Below are 13,989 nucleotides of genomic sequence, written 5' to 3'. Positions count from 1 at the left end.
GCTCGCTCTTGGCCTCGACCGGGGCGGCAGGCGCTGCTGCGGTGGTTGGAGTTGAGGGCGCCGAAGGCGCTTCAGCGGCAGGCTTGGCCTCGGCGACCTGGGCCGCCGCCTGTTCCTGTGCGGCGGCGGCCTTGGCGGCCGCCTCGCGTTCGACGCGGGCGCGTTCCTCGCGGGCCTTGGCTTCAGCCGCAGCCAGGGCGGCTTCACGGGCGCGCTCAATGGCGTTCTGGCGCGCACGCAGCTCTTCGCTCGACAGGCCAGACGCATCGCCTGAACCCCGGGGCGCAGGACGGGAGTCTGATCCGCGTCGTTCGGAGGACGACGGACCCGCAAGGTTGCTCGGCGCCGGCACGTGCGTGCGCGGACGCTTGGTCTCCACGACCACTGTCTTGGAGCGGCCATGGCTGAAGCTCTGCTTCACCGTCCCTGCGCTGACCGAGCCCGCACCGCGGGGCTTAAGGGTCAGAGGCGGGCGTCCGCCAGGGGCTCGGCCGTTGTCTTTGTCGTCGCTCATGCGCTCGCTTTACTTGCCGACCGGATGAGCCGGTCGTCTTCTAATCGTCCAAACAGACGTGACGCGCGGAACCGCAAAGTTCCGCCCGCCCCGTCACGGCTCCTCGCGCCAACTCTCTGGAAGGAGCGGGCGAAACCCCGCCAGGCGCTGGACTTCCAGGGCCCAGCGATCGGCGGTTCGCCCCGCAAGGAAGGCGGTGTGTATCACATTCTCCAGCCCCAAGGCCAAACCCAATTCCGCCGAGGTGAAGAGGCCCAGCAGACCCACGGGGCGTGGAGATCGCCGAAAGGCGGCGAAAATCTTGCGACGGCCGTCCGGGGCGCCGTCGGCGGCCTCGATCAACCAGGCGGCCTGGCCCGAGGTCAGGGCCGCCGAAACCTTCTCAAAGCCTGAGATAAGCGTCCCACTGCGTCGCGCAAGTCCAAGGCCGTCGAGAACGCGGCGGCGCAGGAGCGTCTCGACCTGGTCGGCCAGTTCCGCGGGCGCCTTGGCCTGGGTCTTGGCTGAGCGGGCGAACAGGTTCTTTCGCGCGGCCGTCTCCACCGAAACCCGGTCGGCCGCGACCCAGACGCCGCGGCCCGGCAGCTTGCGCCCCAGGTCCGGCGTCACCGCCCCATCGGGGGCGATGACGAACCGGATCAGAGCCGACTCCGCGCGGGTTTCGCCGGTGACCACATCGCGTCGGGCGCGGGCGGCCTGCGCCAGGGTGGCCGGCCCGACCCGGGACGTGACAGCCGAGTCCTGAGGCTCTGGGTCTTGTACGTTCGGATCGGGTTCGGACACGGGGCGCTAGTTCTCGTCTTCGACCTCGGCCGCAGCCTCGACTTCAGCTTCCGCCTCAGCCTCGCCTTCAGCCTCGACGGGGGCCGGGCTGGCGGCGCCGGCGCGACCAAACACCATCTCCTCCTCGGTGAGCTCCGGGGCGATCTCGTCGAGATCGGGTTCGGGCTCCGGCGGCGCCTCGATCCAGCCCATGGCCACCCGGGCCCTGACGATCAGGGCCTCGGCGTCGGCGGGCTCCAGGCCAAAGCTCTCCAGGATGCCGGATTCCCGGACCCGCTCGCCGCCACGATTTTCGTACCAGCCCCGCAGGTCGTCCGGCGTCAGGTCAGCCAGGTCCTCGACGGTCTTCACGCCGCCTTCGCCCAGGGCCACGGCGATGGGCAGGGTGACCCCGCCGATCTCCAGCAGCCCGTCCTCGACCCCCAGCGCCTTGCGCTTGGCGTCGAGTTCTGCGGCCTCACGGTCCAGGAAGTCCCGGGCGCGGGCTTGAATCTCTTCGGCGGTGTCCTCGTCGAAGCCTTCGATGGAGGCCACTTCGGCGGTCTCCACATAGGCCACGTCCTCGACGGTGGCGAAGCCCTCGGTGACCAGCAGCTGGGCGATGACCTCGTCCACGTCCAGGGCTTCCTGGAACAGGGCGGTGCGCTCGGCGAACTCGCGCTGACGGCGCTCGCTCTCCTGGCTCTCGGTCATGATGTCGATCTGCCAGCCGGTCAGCTGGCTGGCCAGGCGGACATTCTGGCCGCGACGGCCGATGGCCAGGGACAGCTGCTCGTCGGGAACAACCACCTCGACGCGCTCATCCTCCTCGTCCAGCACCACCTTGGACACCTCGGCCGGGGCGAGCGCATTGACGATGAAGGTGGGCTCGTCCGGGCTCCACTGGATGATGTCGATCTTCTCGCCCTGCAGCTCGGCGACCACGGCCTGGACCCGGCTGCCGCGCATGCCGACGCAGGCGCCGACGGGATCGATGGAAGAGTCGTTGGAGACCACGGCCATCTTGGCGCGGCTGCCCGGATCGCGGGCCACGGCGCGGATCTCGATCACCCCGTCATAGACCTCAGGCACTTCCTGGGCGAACAGCTTGGCCATGAAGCCGCCATGGGCGCGGGAGAGCAGGATCTGCGGACCCTTGGCCTCGCGCCGGACGTCATAGATGTAGCAGCGGACCCGGTCGCCGATGTTGAAGTTCTCGCGGGGGATCGACTGGTCCCGGCGCATGATGCCTTCGCCACGGCCCAGATCGACGACCACATTGCCGTATTCGACCCGCTTGACCGCGCCGCTGATGATCTCGCCGACCCGGTCCTTGAACTCTTCATACTGGCGCTCGCGCTCAGCCTCCCGGACCTTGCCCGTGACCACCTGGCGGGCCATCTGGGTCTGGACTCGGCCGAATTCGAAGGGCGGCAGAATCTCCTCGAAGACCTGTCCCACATGGGCCTTGGGGTCGGCGCGCAGGGCCTCGGCCAGACGCATGACCCCGGGGGGCGCCTCTTCGCCGGCTTCCTCATCCCAGGCGGCGTCGTCGGCCACGACGGTGACCACGCGCTTGATGATGGTCTCGCCGGTCTTGGGATCAATGTTCACCCGAATGTCGTGCTCGGCGCCATAGCGGGAGCGCGCTCCCTTCTGGATCGCCTCTTCGATCGCCTCGATGACGATTTCCTTGTCGATCGATTTCTCGCGGGCCACCGCCTCGGCGATCTGCAGAAGCTCCAGCCGGTTGGCGGAGATGCCGGTCAGGCTCATGGGTTCAATCCTCTTGGTGGGATGCAGGGGCGTCGGAGGCCAGGCGCTGGGCGCGCTGTTCGGCTCCCCGTTTCAGCAGTTCGTCGCTGAGGACCAGCTTGGCCTCGGCGATCCAGTCGAAGGGCACAAGGACCGTGTCCTCCTCGCCCTCAAGGTCCAGGCAGACCTGGCCCTCGTCGGTTCCGGCCAGCACGCCGCGAAAGCGCTTGCGGCCCTCGGCCATGCGGTCCAGCTCCAGCCGGGCCTCGTAGCCTTCATAGGTGTCAAAGTCCTTCAGCCGGGTCAGGGGCCGATCGACCCCAGGCGAAGAGACTTCCAGGACATATTCGCCCGTGATCGGGTCGGCGGCGTCCATGACCTCGGAGATCGCCCGCGACAGGGCGGCGCAGTCCTCGACATTCATGATCCCCTCGGGGGTCTCGGCCATGATCTGCAGTCGACGCTGCTCGGAGCCGCCCATCAGGCGCAGGCGCACGATCTCATAGCCGCTGGCCTCGGCCACGGGGTCGAGCAGCTCAAGCAGTCCCAGGTCTTCTGCGGTCTTGCCGCGCATCACTCCAGCCGTCCTCAGGCAAAGAAAAAAGCGGCTGGGCCGGAGCCCGCCGCTCGAAAGCGCTATCCAGCGCTATCGGACGATGTTGGGGCAAATATAGGCCCCTTGAAGCGACTTGTCATCCTCCCAGTGGCCGCCGGCGGCAGGAGGAAACCTCCGACGCCGGACGGCCGCGGCCCTGCGCGGGCCGCCCCGCCCTGTCGGATCGGTCCGTCCGGGGCGGGTGACGGGCGCCAAACCCGTTTCCCCCGCGGGGTTTTGGCCCTATGGAGGCGCTTCTCCTCCCCGAGACAGATCACAAGAGTCATTTCGAACATGGACCTTTCCAAGATCGCCATCGGCGTGAACCCGCCCTACGACGTCAACGCCATCATCGAGATCCCGCAGGGCGGCGAGCCGGTGAAGTACGAGCTCGACAAGGAGTCGGGCGCGCTCATGGTCGACCGGTTCCTGCACACCGCCATGTTCTATCCGGGCAATTACGGCTTCATCCCCCACACCCTGTCCGAAGACGGCGACCCGATGGATGTCATGGTGGTGGGTCCGACGCCTGTGGTGCCCGGCGCGATCATCCGCTGCCGTCCCGTGGGCACCCTGATGATGGTCGATGAGGCGGGCGCTGACGAAAAGGTCCTGGCCGTGCCGGTGGACCAGCTGCACCCCTTCTATACGGGCGTCGAATCCTGGCGCGGCCTGCCGACCATCCTCACCGAGCAGATCGCCCACTTCTTCAAGCACTATAAGGATCTGGAGAAGGGCAAGAGTGTCGACATCGTTCGCTGGGCCGATCCGGACGAGACCGCCGCCCTGATCCGCGCTGGCATCGAGCGGGCGCTGAACCACAAATAGACGGACCCGTCGCCGGGGTCTGGGAGGGCGGCCGTTTCCGGGGCCGCCCTTTTTTTGTGCGCTACCGGCGAACGAAGTCCAGGAAGACGGGGGCGCAGTCCCCCAGGCCTTTTTCCTCATAGCGGGTGGTGATGTGGTCGGCTGGCGGCTTGCGCCAGTCATCGGCCCGCTCGGCGTCCCAGGCGAAGTGCGGACTGGCCGCGAACCGCTCCAGGGTCCAGTCGGCATAGTCGGCCCAGTCGGTGGCGAAGCGCAGCCGAGCCCCGGGCTTCATCAGCCGGGCCAGGTCGGCGATCAGTTCGGCCTGGACCAGCCGGCGCTTGTTGTGCCGGGCCTTGGGCCAGGGATCGGGAAACAGGATGAAGACCCGGTCAAGGCAGGCGTCCGGCAGCCTCGCCATCAGGTCGCGGACATCCCCATCGTGGAGCCGGACATTCTGCAGTCCCTGTTCGTCAAGGTGGCGCAGGGCGCTGGCCACGCCGTTCTGAAAGGGCTCGGCGCCCAGGATCAGGGTTCCAGGCGTGCGGGCCGCCTGGGCGGCCATATGCTCGCCGCCGCCAAAGCCGATCTCCAGCCAGACCGCCTCGGCGTCCGGCTTCAGCCGCCTGGGGTCAAATGCCTCGGCTGGACAGCGGATCTGCGGCAGCAGGCTGTCCATCAGGGCCGCCTGCCGCGGCTTGATCGGCCGCGACTTGATGCGCCCGAAGGAGCGCATCGGGGGATGAGGATCAGACGTCATGGGGATGAAGCCATAGACCGACGCGCGGCCCCTGTCGCGGGGCGGCGCGCCGGTTCATCAGGCTCAGGCCAGGCTTTTCAGCTGGTCGATCAGGTCGGTCTTCTCCCAGGAGAAACCGCCATCGGCGTCCGGGGCGCGGCCGAAGTGGCCATAGGCCGCGGTGCGGGCGTAGATCGGCCGGTTGAGGCCCAGGTGCTCGCGGATCGCCCGCGGCGTGGCGCCGCCGATCAGCTCGGGCAGGGCGCGCTCCAGCTTGGCCGGATCCACCGATTCTTCCCCGTGCAGATCCACATAGAAGGACAGGGGCTGAGCCACGCCGATGGCGTAGCTGATCTGGATGGTGCAGCGGCGGGCCAGACCCGCGGCGACCACGTTCTTGGCCAGGTAGCGGCAGGCATAGGCGGCCGAACGGTCCACCTTGGTGGGATCCTTGCCCGAGAAGGCGCCGCCGCCGTGGGGGGCTGCGCCGCCATAGGTGTCGACAATGATCTTGCGGCCGGTCAGGCCGGCGTCGCCGTCGGGGCCGCCGATCTCGAACTTGCCGGTGGGGTTCACGAGCCATTGGGTCTTGCGGGTGATCAGCCCGTCGGGGATCACGCCCTCGACATAGGGTTTGATCAGCTCCTGGATGCGCTTGGGGGTCGCGCTGTGCAGGCCGATCTTCTTCTTGTGCTGGGTCGAGACGACGATCTTCAGCACTTCGACAGGCTTGCCGTCCTCATAGCGCAGGGTCACCTGGCTCTTGGCGTCCGGCTCCAGAACCGAGCATTCGCCGGAATGCCGGACCTCGGCCAGGCGGCGCAGGATGTTGTGGGAATATTGCAGGGCCGCCGGCATCAGCTCCGGCGTCTCGTCGCAGGCATAGCCAAACATGATGCCCTGGTCGCCCGCGCCCTCGTCCTTCTTGTCGTTGGCGTCGACGCCCTGGGCGATGTGTTCGGACTGGGGATGCAGGTAGCAGGCGAACTTCGCCTTTTCCCAGTGAAAGCCCTTCTGTTCGTAACCGATGTCCTTGACCGCCTGCCGGACCTTGGGCTCCAGGCTTTTGACGATCTCTTTTGTCAGAGCCTTGTTCTCGGCCTTGGACGCCCCAGGTCGTCCGGCGCGGACTTCCCCGGCCAGGACGATCCGATTGGTGGTCACCAGGGTCTCGCAGGCGACGCGCGCCTGGGGTTCGGCGGCGATGAAGGCGTCGACCACCGTGTCGGAGATCCGATCGGCGACCTTGTCGGGATGGCCTTCAGAGACGCTTTCGCTGGTGAAGATGTAGGAGGAACGGCTCAAAATCAGGGCTCCGGTCAGGCGACGGCGGCCGCGCGCGCGGCGGGCCGGCAACTTGCCGCGCACCCTATAAAGAAATCCTTATATCCCGCAAGCGCCGTGGTCAGACTTCTTCTGAGGCGCCGGCCTCGGCCAAATCGCCCTCGTCGGCCATGGTTCGCACCAGGTCCAGCAACCGGCGGCGGACCTTGGCCTGGCGGACCCGGGGAAACAGGGTGGCCAGCTCCATGCCTTCCACGGTGAGCAGGAAGTCGTGCACCGCGTCGCGGCCGTCCTCGCTGTCGCGCAGGGCGGGGCCCCAGGGGTCGCCGAGACCCTCATAGAAATAGGAGACCGAGGTCTTCAGGGCCCGGGCCATCTCCCAGAGCTTGGAGGCGCTGACGCGATTGGCGGCGCGCTCGTATTTCTGAACCTGTTGAAAGGTCAGGCCGATGGACTCGGCCAGACGCTCCTGGCTGATCCCCAACTCCTTGCGCCGCAACCGGATTCGCAACCCCACATGGCGATCCACGGGATTGGGCGCGCGGTCCAGATCGAGGTCCTTGGTCATGGCGATCCCTTAGTCGACCTGCGCGACGTTCGCAAAGTCATGCGGCCGACCCGCCCCTCGCCCGCGACGGCGGATGAAGGAAACGCCGACGATCGCCCCCGAAACGAGCAGCATGATGGCGAAGGGCAGGGCGCCCAGGCGAGAGAAGGGCGTGGGCCCCTCCGGCGGGGGGAGTTGAGCGTCAATCACGCCGCGGCGTCCCTGGCTCATCCAGGCCCCGGCCTGCAGCCGTCCCCGGGAGTCGATCACCCCTGAGACGCCGGTGGGGGTGGAGCGCACCATGGGCAGCCCCTCTTCGATGGCCCGGTAACTGGCCAGGTTCAGGTGCTGCCAGGGACCGCTGGTGGCGCCGAACCAGGCGTCGTTGGAGACATTGAGGATCCACTCGGCGCGGATGCCGCCCCGAACCCCGGCCTGGGCGGTGAAGCGCGGAAAGAGGGCCTCATAGCAGATCAGCGGCTGCACCGGCGGCAACCCCGGCAGCGTCAGGGGCTGGGGGGGTGGTCCCGGGGTGAAGTCGGCGGGCATGTTGACCAGGCTGCGCAGACCCAGCCGGGTCATGGTGTCCCCAAACGGCAGGTATTCGCCAAAGGGCACGAGCCGGTGCTTGTCATAAATGCCCACCACCTCCAGCCCAGGGGTCTCCATCCGCCGAAAGGCCACCAGGGTGTTGAAGTAGTCGAACGCGCCATTCTCGCCCAAGCCCACCCTGTTGGCGCCCAGCATGAGCACCTGGCCTGGGGCGAAGGTCTGCGCCAGGACCACAGGATAGGGCTGGCCAGGCGCCAGCAGATCGTCGATCACGGCCGGCAGGGCGCCTTCAGGCCAGATGACCACGTCTGGTCGCCGAGGCGCCGGCAGGGCGCTCAGGCGCACATAGTCATCAAAGATGAGGTCGAGGTTTTCCGGCCGCCACTTGGTCTTCTGATCCACATCGGCCTGGACGATGCGAACCAGCGGCGCAGTGTCCCGTGGGGCGGGCGCGGTGGCCAGCCGCCAGGCGCCGCCGCCATAGAGGCCGGCCAGCACGGCGATCGCCGCGCCGCTCACCGCCAAGGCCTGGCGGCGGGCGAGCCCCGGCAACACGGCCGGCGTCGCCGCCAGGGCCAGGGTGATCCAGGTCAGGCCGTAGGCGCCCACCAGGGCCGCGGTCTGGGACGGGGCGCCCCCGGCCCGCCAGGCCTCGCCGGGCAGGTTCCACGGAAAGCCGGTGAAGATGTGGCCCCGCGTCCACTCGGCCAGGGCCAGGGCGCCGGCGAAGACCAGCATGCGCGCAGGCCCCTGCGGCCTCGCCAGGCGATAGAGCCAGATCCCGCCGCCCCAGAAGAGGGCCAGACCGCCCGCCAGCAGGACCAGGGCGAAGGGCGCCATCCAGCCGTGCGCCGCCGCGTCCACAAGAAAGGCCTCGGTCACCCACCAGACGCTGAGGGCGAAATAGCCCAGTCCCGCCAGCCAGCCCCGGAAAAAGGCCGAGGCCAAAGGGCGCCGGGGGCTCGCCTGATCAGCCAGACGCAGGATGACCGCAAAGCCCAACAGGCCCGGCAGAACCCCAAAGGGCGGATGGGCCAGGGCCGCGGCCAGTCCAGCCCCCAGGGCGAGCCCAGCCCTTCCCAGGCTGTGGCCTTCAAGATGGCGGTAAAGGGAGGCGAGACGTTGCAAGGGGGCCTAGTCGACGTCTGGGGCCGAAGGCGTGGCGACGGCTGAAAGGCTTGGGGTGGGTCGCAGGCGCACCCGCTTCACCCGCCGGGGATCGGCGTCCAGCACCTGGAGCTCGAAGCCCGCCGGATGGGCGATCAGCTCGCCGCGCTGGGGCACGCGGCCCGCCAGGGCGGTGACCAGGCCCGCGACCGTGTCGATCTCCTCCTCGAAGTCCGGGGGCGCCAGGGCCTGGCCCACGGCGGTCTCGAGTTCTTCCAGGGGGGTGCGGGCGTCGGCCTCGAAGACCCCACCGGGGCGGGCGATGATGGACTTGGCCTGGGCCACGTCGTGTTCGTCGTCGATGTCGCCGACCACGGCCTCGATCAGATCTTCCAGGGTGACCAGGCCATCGGTGCCGCCGAACTCGTCGATGACCAGGGCCATATGGGTGCGGGCGGCCTGCATCTGCAGCAGCAGGTCGGCGGCGCGCATGGAGGCTGGCACATAGAGGGCGTCCCGGCGAACCCGATGGAGGAAGGCGTCCTCGGCCTTGGGGCCGGCGCCATTGGCCGAAAGCAGCCGGAAGACGTCCTTGACGTGAACCACGCCCACGGGATCGTCCAGGGTCTCGCGGTAGATCGGCATCCGGGAATGCTCGGCGTCGATGAAGCGATCGACCACCTCGCCAAAGGGGGTGGTCAGTTCGACGGCGACGATGTCGGCCCGCGGCGTCATCACATCGTCGACCCGCAGGGACTGGAAGGCCACGGCCTGCCGCACCATGCGGTTTTCAGGTTCGGCGGGACTGTCCGCCTGTTCTGGGGTCGCGCCATGGCGGCCGAACCGTTTCAGAATGGCCCGAAACCCGTTCCCCTGTCGGGGGGGATCGGGTTCGGGCGGACTTCGATCTTCCGAGCTAGTCATGGTCTCCCTGTTCGGCCGCATAGGGATCTGGAACGCCCAGGCCGGCGAGTATTCGCCGCTCCAGGCCCTCCATGTCGGCGGCCTCGTCCTCGTTCATATGGTCGTAGCCTACAAGATGCAGGACCCCGTGCGCCACAAGGTGCTGCAAATGGTCGGCCAGGGACTTGTTCTGCTGCTCGGCTTCCTGGGCGCAGACCCCATAGGCCAGGGCCAGATCGCCCAGAAAACCCTCAGGATTCTGCGCCGCCGGAAAGGACAGCACATTGGTGGGTCCCGATTTGCGCCGATATTCGGCGTTCAGCTCGGCCACCGCCTCGTCGTCGGTCAGCAGCACGGCCACCAGGCCGGACTCCGCGCCTGCGTCCTTCGGTCGCGCCTGGGCGCCGTCCAGGGCGGCCAGCGCCGCGGCCCGCACCAGGATGATGGCGTCCGGCAGGGCCTCGGCCCAGGCGTCGTCCTCAATCTCGATATCGATCAATCGGGGCGTCCGTTCATGGCGGCGTCGGCCTCATAGGCCCGCACGATGCGCTCGACCAGCGGGTGGCGGACCACATCCTCGGCGGCGAAACGGGCGACGCCCACCCCCTCGACCCCATCCAGCAGGGAGACGGCGTGGGCGAGGCCAGAGTCGCGGACATTGGCGAGGTCCACCTGGCTGGGGTCGCCCGTTATGACCATGCGGGCGCCTTCGCCCAGGCGAGTCAGCACCATCTTCATCTGCAGCCGGGTGGCGTTCTGCGCCTCGTCAACGATGACAAAGGCGTGGGACAGGGTGCGGCCGCGCATGAAGGCGATGGGCGCCAGCTCGATCTCCCCCTTCTCCCGACGGCGGCGGAACTGGTCCACCCCCATGATGTCGGTCAGCGCCTCCCAGACGGGCGCCATATAGGGATCGACCTTTTCCGACAGGTCGCCGGGCAGGAAGCCCAGGCGCTCGCCCGCCTCGACGGCCGGGCGGCTGACAATCAGCCGGTCCACCTCGCCGCGCAGCAGCAGGCCCGCCCCATGGGCCACGGCCAGGAAGGTCTTGCCCGTGCCGGCCGGACCGAGGCCAAACACCAGGGGATGATCGGCGAGCGCCTTCAGATAGCGGGCCTGGGCCGGGGTCTTGGGCGCCACCTGGCCTCTTCGGCCGGTGGGCAGGCCCCCAGGCGCCGCGCCGGCCCCGATGCGGGCCTGACCGATGGCGACGCGGACATCGGCCTCATTGATCTCAAGACCCTGATCGGCGCGGCTGGCCAGGGACTGGATGGCGCGTTTGGCCATGCCGCGGGACTTGGAGTCGCCGCTCAGCTGGACGCCCCCGCCCGGGGTCTCCACCAGGACCCCGAAGGCGTCCTCGATCAGGGCGGCATGGCGGCTGTTGGCGCCGCTGACCGCGCGGGCGGCCGTATCGGTCAGCACGATGAATTCCGGGGCGCGGCTCAAATTGTCTCCAGGGCGGGCGCAGGCTGCGGCTTTTCAGCCATAACGCCCGAAAGACTGTTCTTGCTCGCGCCCTCGATGCGCACAGGCGCGATCTGGCCGATCAGTGCGGCGTCGGCGACGGCGTGGACCCCCTGCAGATAGGGGCTGCGGCCCACCAGCTGGCCCTCATGCCGACCCACCCGCTCAAACAGCACCGGCAGGGTGCGTCCCACCTGGGCGGCGTTGAAGGCGATCTGCTGTTCGTCGAGGACCGCCTGCAGCCGGGCCAGCCGATCGGACATGACCTCTTCAGGAACCTGGCCGGGCAGGGCCGAGGCGGGCGTGCCGGGGCGGCGGGAATATTTGAACGAAAACGCGCTGGCGTGGTCCATCTGGCGCACCAGGGAAAGCGTCGCCTCGAAGTCGGCCTCCCGCTCGCCGGGGAAGCCGACGATATAGTCCGAGGAGATGGCGATGTCGGGCCTTGCCGTGCGGATCTTCTCGATCAGTCGCAGATAGGTCTCCACCGTGTGGCCGCGGTTCATGGCCTTGAGGATGCGGTCCGAGCCCGACTGCACCGGCAGGTGCAGGAAGGGCATCAGGGCCTCAAGCTCCCCATGGGCGGCGATCAGGTCCTCGCCCATGTCCCGGGGATGGCTGGTGGTGTAGCGGATGCGATCAAGGCCGGGAATCCGAGCCAGCGCCCGGGCCAGCGCGGCCAGCCCGCCGCCGGCGTCCGGATCGCGATAGGCGTTGACGTTCTGACCCAGCAGGGTGACCTCGCGCACGCCCTGGCGGGCGAGGCTTTCGGCCTCGGCCAGGATGGCGGCCGCCGGCCGCGACCATTCGGCGCCGCGGGTATAGGGCACCACGCAGAAGGTGCAGAACTTGTCGCAGCCCTCCTGGACAGTGAGGAAGGCGGTGACGCCGGTGGGATTGCGCTCGGCCGGCAGGGCGTCGAACTTGTCCTCGGCCGCAAAGTCGGCGGCCAGACGCTCGCCCCGGGCCCGGTGGGTGCGGGCGATCAGCTCGGGCAGCTGGTGATAGGCCTGGGGGCCGACCACCAGGTCCACCGCCGGCTGGCGGCGCATGATCTCTTCGCCCTCGGCCTGGGCGACGCAGCCGGCCACGGCGATGGTCATGCTCTGACCCTCCGCCTGGCGGGCCTGCTTCATCAGCTTGATCTGGCCGAGTTCGGAATAGACCTTCTCGGTGGCCTTTTCACGGATGTGGCAGGTGTTCAGCACCACCAGGTCCGCGCCCTCGGGGCTGTCGGTCATGCCATAGCCCAGCGGCGCCAGCACATCGGCCATGCGCTCGCTGTCATAGACATTCATCTGACAGCCATAGGTCTTGATGAAGAGGCGCTTCAGGGGCGCGGGTATGGACATTCTGGCCTTATGGGGTTCCGGGGCCAGGGGTTCAAGCGGTTCCCGGCCCCCTAGTCCTCAATGGGCATGCCGTAGAGCTCGAGGCGGTGGTCCACCAGCCGGTAGCCCAGCTTGCGGGCGATGGCCTCCTGCAGGGCCTCGATCTCGGGATCGACGAACTCCACCACCTTGCCGGTCTTCATGTCGATCAGGTGATCGTGGTGGTGATCGGTGGCCTCCTCATAGCGCGAGCGGCCGTCGCGGAAGTCGTGCCGGGCGATGATGCCGGACTCCTCGAACAGACGCACCGTTCGATAGACGGTGGCGATGGAGATGTGTGGGTCGACCTGGTGGGCGCGTCGATAGAGCTCCTCCACGTCGGGGTGGTCATCGGCGGCCGACAGCACGCGGGCGATCACCCGGCGCTGCTCGGTCATGCGCATCCCTTTTTCGATGCAGAGATTTTCGATCCGATCCACGCCGGTCCTCCTGGTCGCTGATCCTAGAGAATAGGTCTAAGGGCGCTCGCTGTTAAGATCGAGCCTCATCAACAAGGCGTCGATCTGTCGTCCGCCCCGATCATAGTAGTTCCGCCGTCGCCCGACCTGGGCGAAGCCGGCAGCGCCATAGAGGGCGATGGCGGCGGGATTATCCTCGCCCACCTCCAGTACGAGGCTGAGCGCGCCGCCTTGCCGGGCGAGGCCCGCCGCGGCGTTCACCAGGGCCGCGCCGACCCCCCGGCGCCGGGCCTCTGGCGCGACGGCCAGGGTCAGGATCTCGGCCTCCTCGAACAGGATGCGCGACATGACCATGCCCAGCGGCGCCTCATCCTGCGCCATCACCGCATAGGCGCCGGCGCCGCCGATCAGGGCGGCGATGTCCTGGGCGCTCCAGGGCTTGTCGAAGGCCTGGGCGTGCAGGGCCGCCAGGGCCTGGGCGGCCTCGGGTCCGGCGGGGCTGAGCCTCATGCCATGTCCGGTCCCGGCGCGCCGCCGGGCAGTCGGGCGTCGGGCGCCCGCAGATAGAGGGGGCGGGGCGCCGGCGGGCTCGCCTGGGCTGCGGCCAGTCTGGCTACGGCGGCGGGATCACAGGCCGGCGCGGCGACCAGGCGGGCGCCCGGCATCAGGTCAGCCAGCAGCGGCCCGCCGCTGCCGACCAGAACCGAGTCGCGGCCACCCGAGAGTTCGGCCACCCGGGCCGCGGCGGTCGCCACATCCAGGGCGTCGGGCGCCATCAGGGCCCGGCCGGCGGCGAAGGCCTGCAGATAGACCTGGCCCCGCCGGGCATCGATGAGGGCGAACACCAGCGCGTCGCCCAGGGGTTCGGCCAGGGCCGCCAGGGTCCCGACCCCGACCACGGGCCGGCCAAGCGCCGCGCCCAATCCCTTGGCGAAGGCCAGACCCACCCGCAGGCCGGTGAACGAGCCCGGGCCGATGGTGACGCCGATCCGATCGAGATCTGGGAAGACCAGCCCCGCCTCGTCCATCAGCGCCTTCACCAGCGGTGCGATCGCCTCCTGATGGCCACGGCCCATGGGGTGGCTCATCTGGCCCCGCACGACCCCGTCGTGGAGGATCGCCGCCGAGCAGGCGTCAAGGCAGGTGTCGAGGCCAAGGGTGATCATGG

At 68.8% G+C, this 13,989-nt stretch carries 16 protein-coding genes; 1 reads left to right on the top strand and 15 read right to left on the bottom strand.

Features of this window, described 5'->3' with window-relative positions:
• The 4 genes from Q7V15_RS00135 to rimP form a co-directional block, all read right to left on the bottom strand.
• Window positions 1-514 (bottom strand): IF-2-associated domain-containing protein (locus Q7V15_RS00135; protein ID WP_304752657.1); only part of this gene is annotated, 514 nt, incomplete at its 3' end.
• 93 nt (window positions 515-607) lie between these two features.
• Window positions 608-1,219, bottom strand: coding sequence for an RNA-binding protein (locus tag Q7V15_RS00130; protein ID WP_304752662.1), 612 nt, complete (start codon window positions 1,217-1,219; stop codon window positions 608-610).
• Between the two features lie 84 nt (window positions 1,220-1,303).
• Window positions 1,304-3,052: a transcription termination factor NusA gene (gene nusA / locus Q7V15_RS00125; RefSeq protein ID WP_304752654.1), complete on the bottom strand. Its 1,749-nt coding sequence runs from the start codon at window positions 3,050-3,052 to the stop codon at window positions 1,304-1,306.
• Between the two features lie 4 nt (window positions 3,053-3,056).
• Window positions 3,057-3,605 (bottom strand): ribosome maturation factor RimP, encoded by a 549-nt coding sequence (gene rimP / locus Q7V15_RS00120; RefSeq protein ID WP_304752652.1) that lies wholly within the window; start codon window positions 3,603-3,605, stop codon window positions 3,057-3,059.
• Between the two features lie 315 nt (window positions 3,606-3,920).
• Here rimP and ppa point away from each other — a divergent pair, with 315 nt between their 5' ends.
• Entirely contained in the window at window positions 3,921-4,454 is a 534-nt protein-coding gene (ppa, locus tag Q7V15_RS00115; protein ID WP_304752649.1) for an inorganic diphosphatase, read from the top strand.
• A 61-nt stretch (window positions 4,455-4,515) separates the two neighbouring features.
• Here ppa and trmB read toward each other — a convergent pair whose 3' ends face one another.
• The 11 genes from trmB to tsaB all read right to left on the bottom strand — a co-directional run.
• Window positions 4,516-5,193 (bottom strand): tRNA (guanosine(46)-N7)-methyltransferase TrmB, encoded by a 678-nt coding sequence (gene trmB / locus Q7V15_RS00110; protein ID WP_304752647.1) that lies wholly within the window; start codon window positions 5,191-5,193, stop codon window positions 4,516-4,518.
• Between the two features lie 63 nt (window positions 5,194-5,256).
• On the bottom strand, window positions 5,257-6,477 hold the full coding sequence (gene metK / locus Q7V15_RS00105; protein ID WP_304752645.1) for a methionine adenosyltransferase: 1,221 nt from the start codon (window positions 6,475-6,477) through the stop codon (window positions 5,257-5,259).
• A gap of 100 nt (window positions 6,478-6,577) precedes the next feature.
• Window positions 6,578-7,024 (bottom strand): helix-turn-helix domain-containing protein, encoded by a 447-nt coding sequence (locus Q7V15_RS00100; protein ID WP_304752643.1) that lies wholly within the window; start codon window positions 7,022-7,024, stop codon window positions 6,578-6,580.
• Window positions 7,025-7,033: 9 nt separating this feature from the next.
• Entirely contained in the window at window positions 7,034-8,683 is a 1,650-nt protein-coding gene (lnt, locus tag Q7V15_RS00095; RefSeq protein WP_304752640.1) for an apolipoprotein N-acyltransferase, read from the bottom strand.
• Window positions 8,684-8,689: 6 nt separating this feature from the next.
• Window positions 8,690-9,586 (bottom strand): hemolysin family protein, encoded by an 897-nt coding sequence (locus Q7V15_RS00090; RefSeq protein ID WP_304752637.1) that lies wholly within the window; start codon window positions 9,584-9,586, stop codon window positions 8,690-8,692.
• Window positions 9,579-10,064, bottom strand: a complete 486-nt coding sequence (gene ybeY, locus Q7V15_RS00085; RefSeq protein WP_304752635.1) for an rRNA maturation RNase YbeY — start codon at window positions 10,062-10,064, stop codon at window positions 9,579-9,581. Before ybeY ends, Q7V15_RS00090 begins: the two co-directional genes overlap by 8 nt.
• On the bottom strand, window positions 10,061-11,014 hold the full coding sequence (locus Q7V15_RS00080; RefSeq protein WP_304752633.1) for a PhoH family protein: 954 nt from the start codon (window positions 11,012-11,014) through the stop codon (window positions 10,061-10,063). Before Q7V15_RS00080 ends, ybeY begins: the two co-directional genes overlap by 4 nt.
• On the bottom strand, window positions 11,011-12,384 hold the full coding sequence (miaB, locus tag Q7V15_RS00075; RefSeq protein WP_304752630.1) for a tRNA (N6-isopentenyl adenosine(37)-C2)-methylthiotransferase MiaB: 1,374 nt from the start codon (window positions 12,382-12,384) through the stop codon (window positions 11,011-11,013). The genes Q7V15_RS00080 and miaB overlap by 4 nt, the downstream gene beginning before the upstream one ends.
• Before the next feature lie 50 nt (window positions 12,385-12,434).
• Entirely contained in the window at window positions 12,435-12,842 is a 408-nt protein-coding gene (locus Q7V15_RS00070; protein ID WP_304752627.1) for a Fur family transcriptional regulator, read from the bottom strand.
• Window positions 12,843-12,878: 36 nt separating this feature from the next.
• Entirely contained in the window at window positions 12,879-13,331 is a 453-nt protein-coding gene (gene rimI / locus Q7V15_RS00065; protein WP_304752625.1) for a ribosomal protein S18-alanine N-acetyltransferase, read from the bottom strand.
• Window positions 13,328-13,989: tRNA (adenosine(37)-N6)-threonylcarbamoyltransferase complex dimerization subunit type 1 TsaB (gene tsaB, locus Q7V15_RS00060; protein ID WP_370689749.1), on the bottom strand; the 662-nt coding region annotated here is incomplete at its 5' end. The genes tsaB and rimI, both read right to left, overlap by 4 nt.

Origin of the sequence: Phenylobacterium sp., assembly GCF_030651755.1 — a bacterium.
GTDB lineage: Bacteria > Pseudomonadota > Alphaproteobacteria > Caulobacterales > Caulobacteraceae > Phenylobacterium.
This window is presented reverse-complemented; position numbering and strand designations above follow the sequence as displayed.